At 28.8% G+C, this 17276-nt stretch carries 17 protein-coding genes and 1 other annotated feature; all 17 genes read left to right on the top strand.

The annotated features are described in order from the left end of the window. Positions 1 to 142: 142 nt before the first annotated feature. The gene (locus RYM86_RS07385; RefSeq protein WP_315079153.1) at positions 143 to 1549 is read left to right on the top strand and encodes a sigma-54 dependent transcriptional regulator; all 1407 of its coding nucleotides are present in this window, start codon (positions 143 to 145) and stop codon (positions 1547 to 1549) included. A gap of 129 nt (positions 1550 to 1678) precedes the next feature. Next, the gene (locus RYM86_RS07380) at positions 1679 to 1822 is read left to right on the top strand and encodes a hypothetical protein (protein ID WP_315079151.1); all 144 of its coding nucleotides are present in this window, start codon (positions 1679 to 1681) and stop codon (positions 1820 to 1822) included. 470 nt (positions 1823 to 2292) lie between these two features. Continuing rightward, positions 2293 to 2997: an MIP/aquaporin family protein gene (locus tag RYM86_RS07375; protein WP_315079150.1), complete on the top strand. Its 705-nt coding sequence runs from the start codon at positions 2293 to 2295 to the stop codon at positions 2995 to 2997. A gap of 110 nt (positions 2998 to 3107) precedes the next feature. Next, positions 3108 to 4106 (top strand): dihydroxyacetone kinase subunit DhaK, encoded by a 999-nt coding sequence (gene dhaK, locus RYM86_RS07370; protein ID WP_315079147.1) that lies wholly within the window; start codon positions 3108 to 3110, stop codon positions 4104 to 4106. 89 nt (positions 4107 to 4195) lie between these two features. After that, the gene (dhaL, locus tag RYM86_RS07365; RefSeq protein WP_315079143.1) at positions 4196 to 4834 is read left to right on the top strand and encodes a dihydroxyacetone kinase subunit DhaL; all 639 of its coding nucleotides are present in this window, start codon (positions 4196 to 4198) and stop codon (positions 4832 to 4834) included. 2 nt (positions 4835 to 4836) lie between these two features. Further along, positions 4837 to 5226, top strand: coding sequence for a dihydroxyacetone kinase phosphoryl donor subunit DhaM (dhaM, locus tag RYM86_RS07360; protein ID WP_315079142.1), 390 nt, complete (start codon positions 4837 to 4839; stop codon positions 5224 to 5226). 104 nt (positions 5227 to 5330) lie between these two features. Next, positions 5331 to 5567 (top strand) — a binding site (T-box leader). Between the two features lie 337 nt (positions 5568 to 5904). Continuing rightward, positions 5905 to 7842, top strand: a complete 1938-nt coding sequence (gene metG, locus RYM86_RS07355) for a methionine--tRNA ligase (RefSeq protein ID WP_315079139.1) — start codon at positions 5905 to 5907, stop codon at positions 7840 to 7842. A 342-nt stretch (positions 7843 to 8184) separates the two neighbouring features. Then, positions 8185 to 8964 (top strand): TatD family hydrolase, encoded by a 780-nt coding sequence (locus RYM86_RS07350; protein WP_315079137.1) that lies wholly within the window; start codon positions 8185 to 8187, stop codon positions 8962 to 8964. A 283-nt stretch (positions 8965 to 9247) separates the two neighbouring features. Then, positions 9248 to 10294: a 3D domain-containing protein gene (locus RYM86_RS07345; protein ID WP_315079135.1), complete on the top strand. Its 1047-nt coding sequence runs from the start codon at positions 9248 to 9250 to the stop codon at positions 10292 to 10294. Positions 10295 to 10466: 172 nt separating this feature from the next. After that, positions 10467 to 11021, top strand: a complete 555-nt coding sequence (gene rnmV / locus RYM86_RS07340) for a ribonuclease M5 (protein ID WP_315079132.1) — start codon at positions 10467 to 10469, stop codon at positions 11019 to 11021. Positions 11022 to 11024: 3 nt separating this feature from the next. Further along, positions 11025 to 11876 carry a 16S rRNA (adenine(1518)-N(6)/adenine(1519)-N(6))-dimethyltransferase RsmA gene (rsmA, locus tag RYM86_RS07335; RefSeq protein WP_315079131.1) on the top strand — a complete coding sequence of 284 codons (852 nt, stop codon included), beginning with the start codon at positions 11025 to 11027 and terminating at the stop codon, positions 11874 to 11876. Positions 11877 to 11984: 108 nt separating this feature from the next. Further along, positions 11985 to 13808, top strand: a complete 1824-nt coding sequence (locus tag RYM86_RS07330; RefSeq protein ID WP_315079130.1) for a hypothetical protein — start codon at positions 11985 to 11987, stop codon at positions 13806 to 13808. 10 nt (positions 13809 to 13818) lie between these two features. Continuing rightward, positions 13819 to 14388, top strand: coding sequence for a hypothetical protein (locus RYM86_RS07325; RefSeq protein WP_315079129.1), 570 nt, complete (start codon positions 13819 to 13821; stop codon positions 14386 to 14388). Between the two features lie 97 nt (positions 14389 to 14485). After that, positions 14486 to 15244 carry a prolipoprotein diacylglyceryl transferase gene (locus tag RYM86_RS07320; protein WP_315079128.1) on the top strand — a complete coding sequence of 253 codons (759 nt, stop codon included), beginning with the start codon at positions 14486 to 14488 and terminating at the stop codon, positions 15242 to 15244. A 1-nt stretch (position 15245) separates the two neighbouring features. Continuing rightward, the gene (locus tag RYM86_RS07315; RefSeq protein WP_315079127.1) at positions 15246 to 16079 is read left to right on the top strand and encodes a hypothetical protein; all 834 of its coding nucleotides are present in this window, start codon (positions 15246 to 15248) and stop codon (positions 16077 to 16079) included. Positions 16080 to 16093: 14 nt separating this feature from the next. After that, entirely contained in the window at positions 16094 to 16936 is an 843-nt protein-coding gene (locus RYM86_RS07310; RefSeq protein WP_315079126.1) for an Mrp/NBP35 family ATP-binding protein, read from the top strand. A 66-nt stretch (positions 16937 to 17002) separates the two neighbouring features. Beyond that, positions 17003 to 17191: a ferredoxin gene (locus RYM86_RS07305; RefSeq protein WP_315079125.1), complete on the top strand. Its 189-nt coding sequence runs from the start codon at positions 17003 to 17005 to the stop codon at positions 17189 to 17191. The last annotated feature ends 85 nt before the right edge of the window (positions 17192 to 17276 follow it).

The following is a 17276-nucleotide window of genomic DNA, read 5'->3' as shown; positions in this document are numbered from 1 at the left end:
TCAGGTTTCTTAATCCTATCTTGGGAAGTTTGAAATTTTTCAAATATTAATCCCTCCTATTTTTTAATTATTATAGCATAATAGTGTTTTTATTTTCAAAAGAATATATTTTTAGTATTACTTATAGATGAGAGGTGTATACATGAGAATTGTTAGAGAGATAAAAATTAATAATAGTAATAAGTATTTGAATTTTGAAGCAGTAGTATCTATTATAAGAAATTTTTTTGCTTTAGAAGAAATATATAATGTAAAAATACTTCTCGATATTAAGGAAAAGGGTGAAATTCCAGCTACAATAATATTAGGTTATATACTTTTAAATATATCGGAAGTAAAGGAGTTAACTTTAATAATAGAGGGAAATAATGATTTAGAATTAGTATCTAAAAATGTAGAAGCCTTATTAGAAAGTTATATTAATGAAGATAATATTTTAAGTAATATTAATATATACAATACTTATGGTGTGGTCATTAATAATAAACTAAATGATAATAAGGTGATTATTCCAAATAAACCGGATAAGGCATTTAATAAATTTATAGGAAAAAGTAAAAAAATTTTAGAGATATTAAACTTAGCTACTAAATCAGCTAGAAGTTCTGCAACAATACTTATCAGAGGAGAAAGTGGTACTGGTAAAGAACTGATTGCAGAAGGGATTCATAATGCAAGTGAAATGAAAAAAGGTCCTTTTATACGTGTTAACTGTGCAGCTATACCAGAAAATCTAATAGAAAGTGAATTATTTGGACATGAAAAAGGTTCATTTACAGGTGCTATAAAAAGAAAATTGGGAAAATTTGAATTAGCTAATGCTGGAACCATATTTCTTGATGAAATAGGTGAAATGGATAAAAATACTCAAGCTAAAATTTTGAGAGTATTGCAATATAAAGAATTTCAAAGAGTTGGTGGAGAAGAAACTATAAAGGTGGATGTCAGGGTTATTGCAGCAACACACAGAAATTTAGAAGAAATGGTTAAGTCGGGCGATTTTAGAGAAGATTTGTATTATAGATTAAATGTTATTCCAATATTAATACCTTCTTTGAAGGAGAGATTGGAAGACATACCATTGCTAGTTAGTCATTTTATTAATAAGTTTCAAAAAACAGGAGAACATAAACAGTTTTCAAAAGATGTAATGAACATATTTATGAGTTATTCATGGAAGGGTAATGTCAGAGAATTAGAAAATGTAATAGAAAGAATATTAGCGTTAAGTGAAAGTGAAATTATTACTATCAAAGAGGTGCCTTTATATATAAATGAAGAAACACAAAAAGAAAATAAAAGTAATATTAAGATTTTTACTGAAAATAGTTTTATAGGTAGTTCTAAAAATGAAGTTTTGAATATGATTCAAGATTTAGATGAAGTGTTACCGATGAAAGCATATGAAAAAATGATAATAGAAAAAGCATTAAGAAAGTATGGTAGCTTTAATGCGGCAGGTAAAGTATTAGGATTAAATCATAAGACAATAGCAGCAAAGGCTAAGGAATTTGGAATAGAAAAGACAGTTAATTGGAGAAGAAAATAATATGGCATAACAATTGCTTCTAATAAAAATTAGTTGAAATAATAAACAATTGTAATTTGAAGAATAGAAAGTATATTTTCTATAACTGGTGGAGATGATCCTACAAGTGGATATGGTGAAGGCATTGCAGTGGCTATTGAAAAATATAAAAAGGCAGGAATTAATGATATTAATTTAAAGATATATCCAAAAGCAAGACATGAATTATTAAATGAACTTAATAAAGAAGAAGTTATTGATGATGTGATCAATTGGGTAAATGACAGAATCTAAAACGAATAATATTATATATTTAATAAAAATGATGGTTAAAGTTTTAACTATCATTTTTTATACCAATAAACAATGAATATACCAATAGATTTAGTTCGACATTGTAAAGATAATGTAACAATTTCATAGTAAACAGTTTATAAAGGTATTAATAGACTATAATATTAGTAGTGTACCAATTAAAAAAGGTTTTTATAATATGGAATATATGTAATTAATACATCTAAAATACAAATTTTAGAATTGAATATAAGCGCAAAAAATATAGATTATTGGTAAAAAAGCGCAATATAAACGTTTTCAATTGGGGATATTGACCAAGGTGATGAAAAAACACCAATATTGATAATAATGAAAAGTTGTGTAAAGGTACTGTTTGTCCCAAATGTAACAATTTGAATATTTTGGCACGGTTATTGCTATTAATAATAAGTGTAAATAAATAATTTATAAAATGGGAGGTATTATTTATGTCAATTTTTATGGCTGAATTAATTGGGTCAATGTTACTTATCCTTCTAGGAGATGGCGTTGTTGCAAACGTTGTTTTAAAGGATTCAAAGGGTACAGGAGCAGGTTGGATAGTTATTACAACTGGTTGGGCACTAGCTGTTGCGATTCCAGCATTAATGTTTGGAGGATATAGTGGAGCACACTTTAATCCAGCGTTAACAGTAGCACTTGCAGCAATCGGAACTATTCCATGGTCAGTGGTTCCTCAATACTTTGCAGGTGAATTCTTAGGAGCATTCTTAGGAGCAATCTTAGTATTTATTATGTACTATGATCAATTCAAAGCAACTGACGACAAAGATGGAAAATTAGCAGTATTCTGTACAGCTCCAGCAATAAGAAATACTGGAATAAACTTTATGGGTGAGCTTATTGGAACATTCATGTTAGTATTCGGTATATTAGGATTAGGCGCTGTTCAAATGGCACCAGGACTTAACACATTATGTGTTGGTGGATTAATCTTTGTAATAGGTTTAAGTTTAGGTGGTCCTACAGGATATGCAATCAACCCTTGTAGAGATTTATCACCAAGAATAGCACATGCTATATTACCTATACCAAATAAAAGAGATGCAGACTGGGGATATGCTTGGATTCCAGTAGTAGCTCCAATAGTTGGTGGTTTAATCGGTGCTTTTTTATGGCAAGCAATCGTTTAATAGAAATCTAACAATTAAATAGTTATTATTATAAAATTAAAATAAAATCAAGGTCTTGCTGGACAACCTCTAGCAAGGCCTAAAATTGTATATTTAGGAGGCGCTTAATAATGAAGAAGTTAATAAATAATCCAGATAATGTTTTATCAGATATGTTAGAAGGTATTGTGGCAGCACATCCAGAGTATTTAAAAAAATTGGATAATGCTAATGTATTAGTAAGAAGTGAAAAAGCAAAAACTAAAGTCGCAATAGTTAGTGGTGGCGGTAGTGGACATGAGCCAGCGCATGGAGGATATGTTGGCTTGGGAATGTTAGATGGTGCAGTTTGTGGAGAAGTATTTACATCACCTACTCCTGATCAAGTGTATGAAGCAATTAAAGCAACTGACAATGGAAATGGAGTTCTTCTTGTTATAAAAAATTATACTGGAGATGTTATGAACTTTGAAATGGCAAAGGAAATGGCTGAAATGGAAGGTATAAAAGTAGAACAAGTTGTAGTTAATGATGACGTAGCAGTTGAAAATAGTTTATATACAGCTGGAAGAAGAGGTATTGCAGGAACAGTATTTGTTCATAAAATAGCTGGAGCTAGGGCTGAAAATGGTGGGAATTTAGAAGAAGTAAAAGGTGTTGCTGAAAAGGTAATTGAAAATGTTAGGAGTATGGGAATGTCCTTATCATCTTGTATAGTGCCAGCTGCAGGTAAAGCTAACTTTACTTTAGAGGAAAATGAAGTAGAAATTGGTATGGGAATCCATGGAGAACCAGGAACTCATAGAGAAAAAATATCAACAGCAGACGAGGTTGCAGAACATTTATTAAGTAAAATTCTAGATGATATAGAAATTTCAAGTGGTGATGAAGTAGCTGTTATGATAAATGGATTAGGCTCAACACCATATATGGAATTATATATTGTAAATAAAAAAATCAATCAATTATTAAAAGATAAAGGAATAAGTATTCATAAAACTTTTGTTGGAGAATTTATGACTTCACTAGAAATGGCAGGCTGTTCTGTTTCAGTACTAAAGCTTGACAGTGAACTTAAAGAATTACTTGATGCAAAGGCTGATACTCCAGGACTTAAAGTTATTAAGTAACATCATATCTTATTATATTTAAAGGATATTATAAAATTTGTTGTATACTTAAAGCTATTTATTAGCATCATATTAGAGGAGGGTTAATTATGGTAACAGTAAAACAAGTAAAAGATATTCTAATAAAAGTAGAAAAAGTTATAGAAGAAAATAAATTATATTTAAGTGAATTAGATGCAGCAATAGGTGATGGCGATCATGGACTAAATATGAATAAAGGTTTTAAAGCTGTTATTGAAAAAATAAAAGATTTGCCTGAAGATGATTTGGGAAATATATTTAAAAACTCTGGTATGGCTTTAGTTTCTAATGTAGGAGGAGCTTCAGGGCCACTATATGGAACTGCTTTTATGAAAGCTGCTATGGCAGTTAATAAAAAAAGTGAAATGGATATAAATGATTTTGTTAAAGTTTTAGAAGAAGCTTTAGGTGGAATAAAGATGAGAGGTAAGGGTCAAGAAGGTGAAAAAACTATGATTGATACTTTATCACCAGCAATTGAAGCGGCTAAAAGGTCTATTGGAGAAAATAAAACTGTTAAAGAAGTATTAATTGAAATTAAAGAGGCAGCTAAAAATGGTATGGAACATACAAAAGACATAGTTGCAACTAAAGGAAGAGCAAGTTATGTAGGTGAAAGAAGTATAGGACACATCGATGCAGGTGCTACTTCAATGTACTTAATTTTAAATACTATAGTAGAAGAATTAACTAAAGAGGAGAATTAATTATGGTTGGTATAGTAATTGTGTCACATAGTAATTTTATAGCAAAAGGTGTTAGAGATGTTGCTCTACAAATGGCTCCAGAAGTTTCAATTGTAGATGCAGGTGGAACCAATGATGGAAGAATAGGCACAGATATTTCTAAAATAACTAGCGCAATAGAATCTGTTTATAGTGATAGTGGTGTACTTGTATTGTTTGATTTAGGTAGCGCATTTATGAACACAGAAATGGCTATAGAATTTTTAGACGATAATATTAGAGGAAAAGTAGAAATTGTAGATGCTCCTTTAGTAGAAGGTGCAATTACTGCAGCTGTTGAAGCTAGTATGGATAAATCTTTATCAGAAATTAAAGAAGTACTTAAACCTATGTCTTTAAATAAGATTTCTTAATTAAAAAAAGCTGTATTATATTGAGTTTTTAACTTAATATAATACAGCTTTTATTTTTTTAACCATTTGACATGAAAATATATTTATTCTATTATAATAAGTGTATAAATGCTATGAAAAGAAGAGTAATGAAAAGGAATTCTTAAAGAGAGCTAATGTGCGGTGAAAGTTAGTAGAAGAAATTTTCATGAAGATGGCCTTGGAGCATATTTCCCGAGCAATATTTGTTAAGGAATTACGGCAGCATCCGTTACAATGCAAGGTGATTGTAGTCACCTAATGAGTTATTTATTGTGAAATAAATAAAAAGTAGAGTGGTAACACGTATATACGTCTCTATATAGGTTTAATATACCTATATAGAGATTTTTTTGTATAGATATTTATAGGATCTTTAAAGCTTTAAAAATCAGGTTAAGGTAAATATTTAGTTAAGAATTGAAAGATGAAAGTAGAGGGTCAATGAAAAATTCAATAATGAAATTTAAAAAATATATTATTAGAAAGTCTTTAAGATTTTCAATTATAATGTTTCTACTTTCAACTAAAAAAGTGTGGTGTAAATACTTTGTTACTGTTTAAGCTAAAAATTCTAAAATTAGAATTTGTTTAATAAATATTAAAAATGTGAAAAAATAATGCCTAGAGTATTGTTTAAAATAAGGAGGACTATTTAAAATGTGTAAAGATTGTAAAAAACCATATTATATAACTACACCAATTTATTACCCATCAACAAAGTTACATATAGGAAATACTTATACTACAGTAGCTGCTGATGCATTAGCAAGATTTAAAAGATTAACAGGATATGATGTAATGTTCTTAACAGGTACTGATGAACATGGTCAAAAAATCCAAAGAATAGCAGAAGAAAAAGGAATTACTCCAATAGAACATGTAGATGAAATTGTAGCAGGAATTAAAGACCTTTGGAGCATGATGAATGTAAGCTATGATAAATTTATCAGAACTACAGATGATTATCATGTAAAAGCAGTTCAAGATATATTTAAGAAGTTAAATGACCAAGGAGATATTTATAAGAGTTCTTATGAAGGTTGGTATTGCACTCCATGTGAATCATTCTGGACAGATACTCAATTAGTAAATGGAAATTGTCCTGATTGTGGTAGACCAGTTGAAAAATCAAAAGAAGAAGCTTATTTCTTTAAAATGAGTAAATATGCTGACAGATTAATTAAGTATATAGAAGAAAATCCAAACTTCATTCAACCTGAATCAAGAAAGAATGAAATGTTAAATAACTTTTTAAGACCAGGTCTTCAAGATTTATGTGTTTCAAGAACTAGTTTTGATTGGGGTGTTCCAGTAACATTCGATGAAAATCATGTTGTTTATGTATGGATAGATGCATTATCAAACTATATTACTGCACTTGGATACGGTCAAGATAATAAAGAGTTATATGATAAATTCTGGCCAGCAGATGTACATTTAATAGGAAAAGATATATTAAGATTCCATACAATATATTGGCCAATAATGTTAATGGCATTAGATTTACCACTTCCAAAGCAAGTATTTGGTCATGGATGGTTACTTGTTGATGGTGGAAAGATGTCAAAATCTAAAGGTAATGTTGTAGATCCAGTTGTATTAGTTAACGAATTTGGAGTAGATCCAGTAAGATATTATTTACTAAGAGAAATTCCATTTGGCGCAGATGGTCTATTTAACAATGAAATATTCATAAAAAAGATAAATTCAGATCTTTGTAACGATTTAGGTAATCTTTTATCAAGAAGTGTCGCAATGATTGAAAAATACTTTGGTGGAGAAATTCAACCACAAACTGAAAGTGGAGAATTTGACGAAGAATTAATAAACTTAGCATTAGCTGCTCCAAATAAAGTTCAAGAAGCTATTGATGAATTAAATATTCCATTAGCACTAGAACATGTATTTGAATTAATAGGTAGAGCTAACAAGTATATAGATGAAACTACTCCTTGGATTTTAGCTAAAGATGAAAGTAAGAAAGCTAGATTAGGAACGGTACTTTACAACTTAATTGAAAGTTTAAGATTTGCTTCAGTAATGATTTCATCATTCTTACCAGATACAGCTAAGAAGATTAATGAACAAATTAATACTTCAGAAATATCATGGGAATCTTTAAAGTCATTTGATGGAATAAAAGCTGGAACTAAGGTAGTTAAAGGCGAAAATTTATTCCCAAGAATAGATGTAGAAAAGAAGCTTGAAGAGTTAGAAGCATTAAAGGCAGCACAAGCACCAGCTAAAAGAGAAATAACTCCTATAAAAGAAGAAATCACAATTGATGATTTTGAAAAAGTAGATTTAAGAGTTGTTAAGGTATTAGCATGTGAGCCAATAAAGGGTGCTAAAAAACTTTTAAAATTAAAAGTTGATTTAGCTGGCGAAGAAAGACAAGTGGTGTCAGGAATTGCTAAATACTACAAACCAGAAGAATTAATAGGGAAAAATGTAGTTTTAGTTGCAAACTTAAAACCTGTAAAACTTAGAGGAGAATTGTCACAAGGTATGATTTTATGTGCAGCACCTGATGATGATAGTGAATTAAAAGTTGTAGATACAGGTGAAATTTTAAGTGGAAGTATCGTTAGATAAATATAAAATAAAAGCTATATTTTAAATGAATGTTGATATTTTAGCATAAAGGTTCATTTAAAAATTTTTATCAACCAGATGTATACTCGAATATTAACACTATATTAAAATAGAGCAAAATAAAAGGAGCACCTCATTTAGGGGGTGAGGTGCTCCGTAACCACTAATGTATAATGGTTAAAAGGGGTAAATAATAATGCTTTAACTACTTTACAATTTAAATATACTATTTGAATATGTCAAATCTGTGACAATTTAAAATTAATTTGAAATTTAACATTGTTATAAAGTGTATGAATTAGAATAAAAGGATATATTCAATATTTGAAAGGATATGCTGTTATGGAAAAAATATTCAAGATAATAGATAGTCATGCTCACTATGATGATGAATCTTTTGAAAATGATCGTAAAGAAGTATTAGAGGAAATTCAAAAAAATGGTGTTATCGGAGTTTTAAATTGTGCAGCATCTTATGATAGTTTAAAAACTACTTATGAATTAACTGAAAATTATGATTTTATATATGGGGCATTAGGAATACATCCTGAAAATGCCAATGAATTTAAAGATAATACATTAGATGAAATTAAAGAATATATAAAATCTAATGAAAAAATAGTAGCAATAGGGGAAATTGGATTAGATTATTATTGGGATGAGAATCCATCAAAAGAAATTCAAAAAGAGGTTTTTAGAAAACACATGGAGTTAGCGAAAGAACTTAATTTGCCAGTAATAATTCATGATAGAGATGCTCATCAAGATACTTTAGAAATAATAAAAGAGTTTCCTGATGTAACTGGTGTTGTACATTGCTTTTCTGGAAGCGTTGAGTTTGCAAAGGATTGTATTAAGTTAGGGTACTATATAGGATTTACTGGTGTTGTAACATTTAAAAATGCAAAAAAAGTTATTGAAGTTGCAAAGGAAATACCATTAGATAGAATGCTAGTAGAAACTGATTGTCCGTATATGGCTCCAGAACCTAATAGAGGAAAAAGAAATAAATCAGACTATATAGAATATATAATAAAAAAATTAGCTCATATAAGAAAAATTGATCCGTATGAATTGAATATGAGATTTAATGAGAATTTTTATAACTTGATTAAAAAGTAAAAATAAGGTAAAATATTAATTGGAATATTTTTGAAAAAGATATTCCGATTTTTCATAAATTTTAAAATATACAATAAACAGTTAATGATTTTTTAATTTAATAACATTGATAAAAAACCTAAGATATATCGTTATTATAATTATTATATTTAATTATTTTAAAAAAACTATGCAAAACTGCATTATTACACGGTTTTATAAGGTGCAAGAGGTTATCAAATTTGACAAACTTAGGTGTTTGAGATATAATTCAGTATACGCTCTTGCCAAAGGAGGGAAATCAATGGTAGAAAAATTAAAAGATTATTTCAAGAAAAGTTTTTCTAACGGTCCGAAGGCAAAAATCATAATAACAACAATTGCTATGGCGGTTGTTATTACAGCGACATTAATGAGTGTGAGAAAAACACTTACTATAAGTATAGACGGAAAAGAAGAAAATTTTGTCACGTATAAATGGACTGTGAAAGATGTGTTACAAGATAATGGAATAGAATTGGCAGAAAAAGATAAGGTAGAACCATCATTGGATTCTAAAGTATCTGACAAAGAGTTGATTACAATTAAAAAAGCTATTCCAGTAAATATTGCTTTTAGCGATAAAGTTGTAACATTAGAAACAGCAGAAGATACTATTGGAGATATGCTACAAGCAGAATCAGATGTACTAAAAGAGCAAGGTGTAGAATTTGAAGAAGGAACAGATGAAGTATTACCTTCTTTAGATGCAGAAATAGAACAAAACTTAGACGTTAAGATTGTTAAGGTAGAGACTAAAGACATTGTAGAAAAGGAAGGAATAAACTTCGATACAGTGGTACAAAAAGATTCAAGTCTTGATAGTAGCGTTCAACAAGTTAAGAGTGAAGGAACTAATGGAGAAAAACAAATAACATATCAAGTTATTTATAAAGATGGTCAAGAGGTTTCTAAAGAAGTAAAGAGTACTAAGGTTATTGCTGAACCTGTAAACAAGATTGTTGTAAAAGGGACAGGCAATGTATATGCAAGTAGAGGAGCAGGTAATATAACATATAAGAAAAAATTATCTTGTGTTGCAACTGCATATAGTGGACATAGTACTACAGCTACAGGCAGAAGACCTGTTAGAAATTCGAATGGATTAAGTACAATTGCTGTTGACCCATCAGTTATTCCATTGGGAAGTAAAGTTTATGTTGAAGGATATGGATATGCCATTGCAGCTGATACTGGTGGTGCAATAAAAGGAAATATAATTGATTTATACTTAGATTCATCAGATGAATGTATAAAATGGGGAAGAAGACCCGTCAATTTATTCATAGTAGCTTATCCAGGAGAATGGTAGTTGATTTTTAGGAGATAACATCTTAGTTATCTCTTTTTTTTATTCTTTAAAGTTTACATTATTAAGGAAGTTGTAGATAATTTAAATTATAATTTTATTTAAATAATTTTAAGTTTGATATACTATGATTAATGGGTATATTAATCATGCAGTAATGAAAGGAAGTATAAGATTGATTAAAGAAGTAATTGTGGTTGAAGGAAGAGACGATGTTGATGCTGTTAAAAAAGCATTAGATGCTGAAATAATAGCAGTAGGTGGATTTGGAATAAATGCTAAGGTTATAGAGAGAATAAAAGAAGCTCAAAAGAGAAAAGGTGTAATAGTTTTTACTGATCCAGATTTTGCTGGTGAAAAGATAAGAAGAATCATTTCTAAAAGAGTAGAAGGAATAAAACATGCATATATTTCTAAAGAAGATGGTCTTAAAGATGGAGATATAGGAGTAGAAAATGCTTGTCCTGAAGTAATATTGAAAGCACTTGAAAATGCTAAAATAACCGTTGAGGAAAAAAGAAACTTTTTTACCATGCAAGATATGTTTTATTTTAAATTAACAAATGATTCAACTTCTAAAGTAAGAAGAAGTATGCTTGGTAAAATTTTAGGAATAGGATATTGTAATACAGCTCAAATGATTTCTAGATTAAATAATTATGGAATAACAAAAGAGGAATTTACAGATGCTATAGAAAAAATAGAAAAACAATTGAAAGTAGGGATATAATAGATGGATTTAATGGATATAAAGACTAAAGAATTAGTTAAAAAATATAATTTTAGGTTTTCAAAAAGTTTAGGTCAGAACTTTTTATTAGATGAATCTGTTCTTAGCGATATAGTAGATGGAGCAGAGGTTAATGAAAATGATTTTATTATAGAAATAGGTCCAGGAGTAGGTACTTTAACAGCTAAGTTATTACAAAAAGCTAAAAGAGTAACTTGTATAGAATTAGATAATGATTTAATTCCTATTTTACAACAAGAATTAGGTGAATATGATAAATTTGAATTAATACATAATGATGCTTTAAAAGTAGACTTTAATGAAATAATGAAGGATGAAGAACATGTTAAGTTGGTTGCAAATCTTCCTTATTATGTTACAACACCGATAATAGTAAAGTTACTTAAAGAAAATCATAAGTTTGAGTCATTAACTATAATGATACAAAAAGAAGTGGCTGAAAGAATAAATGCAGAACCTAATTGTAAAGAATACGGAGCATTATCTGTTTTAGTTCAGTATTATTGTAATACTAAAATAGTAAGAAAAGTATCACCAGAAAGTTTTATGCCAAGACCTAAGGTTGACTCTATAGTTATAAGATTGGATAGATTAAACAATCCAAGAGTTAAAGTACAAGATGAAAAACTTTTATTTGATATAGTAAGAGCAGGTTTTAATATGAGGAGAAAGACTTTATGGAATGCAACTAAGTTAATAGGTCTTTCAAAAGAAGATTTACAAAAAGCTTTTGATTCTTGCAATATAGATCCAAAAAGAAGAGCGGAAACATTAAGTATTGAAGAATTTGCATTGTTAGCAGATAGTATATATAATCTTAGAAAAAATAATTAAATTATATATTTAATATTAAAACATAATTCAACATTATAGTATTTAATCATAATCTATCAATAAAAGCATATACTTTATTGAATAAATATATGTGGAGGGATTATGGTAGTGGCACATAATAAATTATATAGAAATTTTATAATTTTACAACAAGATGAAAAAACCAACTTAGAATCTACCGAAAAAGCTTTGTCTGGATATGCCAAAGTAGAAGCAAAGGGAGATAAGTGTAAAATATCATTTTACGCTCAAAATCTTAAAAAAGAAGAAGATTATTCAGTAGTACTTATCTGTTGTAAAAAGGACATGAAACAATTAATTGATTTGGGCTCTCTAAAAATAAATGATGTTGGAAAAGGAGATACAAGTAAAGAATACTATATAAATAACATAGCTGGTTTAGGCATATCTTATGAAAAAATAAATGGCGCTGCTATTTGTAAAGCAAATTCAAGAGAAGTTATCTTCATGATGTATGGCTTCATTAATGGAGAAGAACCAAAGGAAAATTGGAAAAAGCTTAAAGTTGCAAAAGAAGATAATATTTCAGAAAAGACTAACATTAATGAGACTTTAATCAAATCATCTACAAAAACAGAGTTGACTGAAAAGAAGATGGAAGAAAAATATGATGATGATGTTAAAAGGGAAAATATTAAGAAAGAAACTGCAAGTAAGCTTGATAATCTAAATATAGATATGGATTTAGATTGTGAAGAAGATAGTGATCGCAATAAAAATAAGAAGTGTAAAGAAAAATGTGAAGACAAGTGTAAAGACAAGTGTAAAGATAAATGTGAAGATAACTGTGATGGCTGTAGTAAAGAAAAATGTGAAGATAAGTGCGAAAAGAAATGCGAAAAGAAATGCAAAGATAAGTGTGAAGTAGAAAAAGAAAAGGAAAAAGAAAAATATAAGTGTGAAGTAGAAAAAGAGAAGGAAAAAGAAAAATATAAGTGTGAAGTAGAAAGAGAGATGGAAAGGGAAAGGGAAAAAGAGAAGGAAAGAGAAAGAGAAAAAGAGAAGGAAAGAGAAAGAGAAAAAGAGATGGCAAGGGAAAGGGAAAAAGAGAGGGAAAGAGAAAGGGAAAAAGAGAGGGAAAGAGAAAGAGAAAAAGAGATGGAAAGGGAGAGGGAAAAAGAGAAGGAAAGAGAAAAAGAGATGGCAAGGGAAAGGGAAAAAGAGAAGGAAAGAGAAAGAGAAAAAGAGATGGAAAGAGAAAGGGAAAGAGAGAAGGAAAGAGAAAGGGAAAGAGAGAAGGAAAGAGAAAGGGAAAGAGAAAGAGAGAGGGAAAGAGAAAAGAAGAATAAAGAAGAGAAAGCAATGAAGGATAAATATGATTTTAGTGAAACTGAAAAATGCAAAAAGATTATTGATGAGTTAAATGATGAATCTTATTTTACAAACACAGTAAATTATAAAAGAATAGAAGAAAATACTAGAATTGATGGAGCTGATTTTGAGCAATATGAAAAAGATATTGAAAAGTTAAAGATGGAATCATCAAATAACGTTAATATAAAAGGTAAAATTGGTGAGTACTTTGAAAAAATTGCACAAGGATTTGAAGAGTATCAGGATGGAATAGATGGTGTTAAAAATTGTAAATGGTATAATGTACCTATAAATAAAATTGATGACTTATTTAATATATCAGATTACAATAAATACACATTAGTATATTATCCAATGTTAAATTATTATCCTTATATAAGTAAAACTAAGCATTTTCTATTAGGATATAAGTGTAATTCTGAAGGAGAGTTGACTCATATAGTTTATGCAATACCAGGAAGTAAAGATCTTTCAGAACAACCATATGAGGGCAAAACAGGATATGTAACATGGACACATAACGATACTAGAAGCTCTGGATATTGGCTTATGTTCTATGATTTCCAAAATGCAACAGTTGTAGTTCCTATGAAGTAGAAGAGGCGATATGAATAAAAAGCAAATACTAATATTGTCTATTTTACTTTCGTTAATGGTAGTGTTAGGTATAACACAATCGTTTTTTAAAGAAACATTTACAGAAGTTGCTCTTGTAGAAAATGGGATAAACGAATTTAAGGATTATAGTTTTGATGAGGGAAGATATATATTTTCATTACCAAATGAATGGAGCGTATCGGAGAAGGAAAGCCAAGGACAGTATATTAGTTATAAGGCAGATTTTAAAGACAAAGATAACAAAATCACTGGATACTTAGAGGTTATAAATACTCAAATTGACCTTGGAAATTTTGCAGAAAGTGATTTAAAAAATTTACCTTTATCATATAGAAATGAGCAAATAATACCTTTTAAATTAGAAAAAACATCAGGGGTTTTATCTCAATACAAAACTAAAGTAAAAAAAGGTTATACATTTGAAAACAGCTGTTATTATTTAAGTAGTGATGATGGCAAAGTTATAAAAGTTTTATTTAATGTAAAAGAGGACGATTATAAAGAAAATGTAAAAACTGTTTTTAATACTATAATATCTAGGATAAACATACAAAGTTAATAAGATTTGATATTAATATGTATAAGTATTATAATTTAAGTATCATGGAGGGATTAAGAATTCATCTATGATACTTAAATATTATAAGGAGATATGCATGAAAATAATTTTATTTAAGGCATTTGGCCTAGAAATAAAAAGTTATGGTTTAATGATTGCTATTGGAATACTTGTAGCAGCATCTTTACTTTTAAAAAAAGGTAAAGAAAAAGGATATGATGAAGATTCCTTATTAAATTTAATTATTTTAACTGTAATAGGTGGAGTAGTAGGCGGTAAACTACTTTTTATTATAACTGAATTTAAAAGTATATTAGAAGATCCAAGTATATTATTGAATTTTGGTTATGGATTTGTTGTGTATGGAGCACTAATGGTGGGAGCCTTTACAATATATTTATATTGTAAAAACAAAAACTGGACAGTACTTGAAATTTTAGATTTGGTTGCACCTGGATTAGCTATTGCACAAGGTTTTGGACGTATAGGGTGTTTTTTAGCAGGATGTTGTTATGGAAAAGAAACTAACCTTCCAATAGGAGTAGAATTTCCAATAAATTCACTTGCCCCAACAGGGATTCATGTACATCCAACTCAAATTTACTCATCAATTTTTGATTTTTTACTAGGATTTTTCCTTTTATATTATTCTAAAAAAGAAAAAAAATCAGGTAAAGTAGTTTCTATGTACCTGATAATATATAGTATAGGAAGATTTGTGGTAGAATTTTTTAGAAATGATCCAAGGGGGAATGTTGGGTTATTATCAACATCTCAGTTTATAGCTGTATTTACATTGATTCTTGGATTAGTAATTTTTAATGTTCATAAATTTTTTAAGGGAGCGAAGAAATAAGTTGTTTAAGAAAAAAATTTTTATATTGCTTTTAACTCTAGTTACTATTACTTCTATTTTAGTTGGATGCAGTGCTTACGATAAATTAGCAATTTCAATAGGAATTAAAAATAATAATTTTGAATATGTAAAACAAAATAAAGTGGATAAAATTGTAATTCAAAGTGCTAGAGATACTGGTTTTAGATTTATAATTACTGAGCCTAATGCAATAAATGATATGTATAAATTATTGTCAAATGGCAAAAAAGTATCTGAACAAAGCTCATTAGATGCAGATTATTATTTTGAAATCTGCATGGGAGATGAGGTAAAAAAGTATAACTATATAGTTGGTGCTGGTGAAAGAGGAAAAGGAAATTTTTTTAATGATGAAGAATGTTTTTCAATTTCAAATCGTTTAGATGATACAATAATACAAAACTTATCTTTTATAAGAAAACCAAGAAATTTTGAATATGTATATTATCAAACTATTTTAGCAGTATTAGAAGCTGAAAAATCTAAAATAGATGATTCTAATAAAGTAGGAATAGATATAAGTGGTGATATTGATTGCTTAAAATACATACTTTCAACAGATTTACAGCAATTTGAAAAGAATATTGCTAAAGTTATTCCTAATGCTAAACTTGTTAAAAATAATTCTAATGAATTTGACACAATAATTAAAGTTAAAAACAGAGGATATAATAGCACAATTTTTAAAACTATGATTACTGTTGATAATAAGAAAGATAAGGTTTTTAACACTTATTATATATTAGCAGAATATAATTTTAGAAATTGGGATATCGATATGGGAGAAGTAGACAAAATGCCTAATGAATGGTAAGAGGAGGAAAAATAATGGGAAGCTGTGATAATTGTCCAAGTAAAGATTCATGTGGATCAAAAGGCCAAGGATGCGAAAATTCTATACCTAAAATGATACCTACATATGGAAAGATTAAAAATGTAATAGGAGTTATTAGCGGAAAAGGTGGAGTAGGTAAGTCCACTGTTACGGGAATAATGGCAACTACTTTAGCTAAAAAAGGATATAAAGTAGGAGTTTTAGATGCAGATATAACAGGACCATCTATGCCTAGATTCTTTGGTATTAATGAAAAAAGAGGAAAAATAATTCCTTTAGAAAATGATATGGTAAAATTTGAACCTGTAACAACTGATTCAGGAATAAAAGTTATATCTATGAATCTTTTAACAGCGGTTGAAGAAGATCCAGTTATATGGAGAGGACCTGTAATTACAGGAGTATTAAAACAAATGTTTATGGAAACTAATTGGGAAGAATTAGATTATTTACTTATAGATATGCCACCAGGAACTGGTGATATAGCTCTTACAGTAATGCAAGAATTCCCTATTACTGAAGTTATAATAGTATCAACTCCACAAGATATGGTATCAATGATTGTTAAAAAGTTAGTTATAATGGCTCAAAAGATAGGTATAAAAATTAGAGGCGTAGTTGAAAATATGGCATATATTAAGTGTCCAGACTGCGATAAAAAAATAAGAGTATTTAGTACAAAATCTTCTGATGAACATGCAGAATATTTAGGATTGCCTTTAATAGGTGAATTACCTATAAATGTAGAGTTAACAGAGGCTCTAGAAAAAGGCAGAGCAGAAGCATATGTTATAGATAATGATTTATATTCATTAATATTTGAAGCTTTATATTAATATACATAACTCATCTTTCTTAGGGAAATACTATTAACGTAATTTCATAATGGAAGGGTGAGTTTTTTGAAAGCAAACGTAGATAAAGATACTTGCATAGGATGCGGTTTATGCCCATCAATATGTCCTGAATGTTTTGATATGGAAGATGATGGTAAAGCTGGAGTTATAGTCCCAGAAGTACCAAGTGCATACCAAGATACAGCAAAAGAAGCAGAAGCAAGCTGTCCAGTTGATGCAATCTCAGTAGAATAAAAAAATGTGGTGTTAGAAATTTAATTTTTAACACCACATTTTTTTATATCTATCTATATTTATTATTATTAATTTAAAGTATATT

Source organism: uncultured Clostridium sp. (assembly GCF_963527835.1).
Lineage (GTDB): Bacteria > Bacillota > Clostridia > Clostridiales > Clostridiaceae > Clostridium.
This window is presented reverse-complemented; position numbering and strand designations above follow the sequence as displayed.

Bases quoted from the DNA above. Each gene is read 5' to 3' on its own strand.
- RYM86_RS07385 (WP_315079153.1), top strand. From the start codon at position 143: ATGAGAATTGTTAGAGAGATAAAAATTAATAATAGTAATAAGTATTTG.
- RYM86_RS07375 (WP_315079150.1), top strand. From the start codon at position 2,293: ATGTCAATTTTTATGGCTGAATTAATTGGGTCAATGTTACTTATCCTT.
- dhaK (WP_315079147.1), top strand. From the start codon at position 3,108: ATGAAGAAGTTAATAAATAATCCAGATAATGTTTTATCAGATATGTTA.
- dhaL (WP_315079143.1), top strand. From the start codon at position 4,196: ATGGTAACAGTAAAACAAGTAAAAGATATTCTAATAAAAGTAGAAAAA.
- dhaM (WP_315079142.1), top strand. From the start codon at position 4,837: ATGGTTGGTATAGTAATTGTGTCACATAGTAATTTTATAGCAAAAGGT.
- metG (WP_315079139.1), top strand. From the start codon at position 5,905: ATGTGTAAAGATTGTAAAAAACCATATTATATAACTACACCAATTTAT.
- RYM86_RS07350 (WP_315079137.1), top strand. From the start codon at position 8,185: ATGGAAAAAATATTCAAGATAATAGATAGTCATGCTCACTATGATGAT.
- RYM86_RS07345 (WP_315079135.1), top strand. From the start codon at position 9,248: ATGGTAGAAAAATTAAAAGATTATTTCAAGAAAAGTTTTTCTAACGGT.
- rsmA (WP_315079131.1), top strand. From the start codon at position 11,025: ATGGATTTAATGGATATAAAGACTAAAGAATTAGTTAAAAAATATAAT.
- RYM86_RS07325 (WP_315079129.1), top strand. From the start codon at position 13,819: ATGAATAAAAAGCAAATACTAATATTGTCTATTTTACTTTCGTTAATG.
- RYM86_RS07320 (WP_315079128.1), top strand. From the start codon at position 14,486: ATGAAAATAATTTTATTTAAGGCATTTGGCCTAGAAATAAAAAGTTAT.
- RYM86_RS07310 (WP_315079126.1), top strand. From the start codon at position 16,094: ATGGGAAGCTGTGATAATTGTCCAAGTAAAGATTCATGTGGATCAAAA.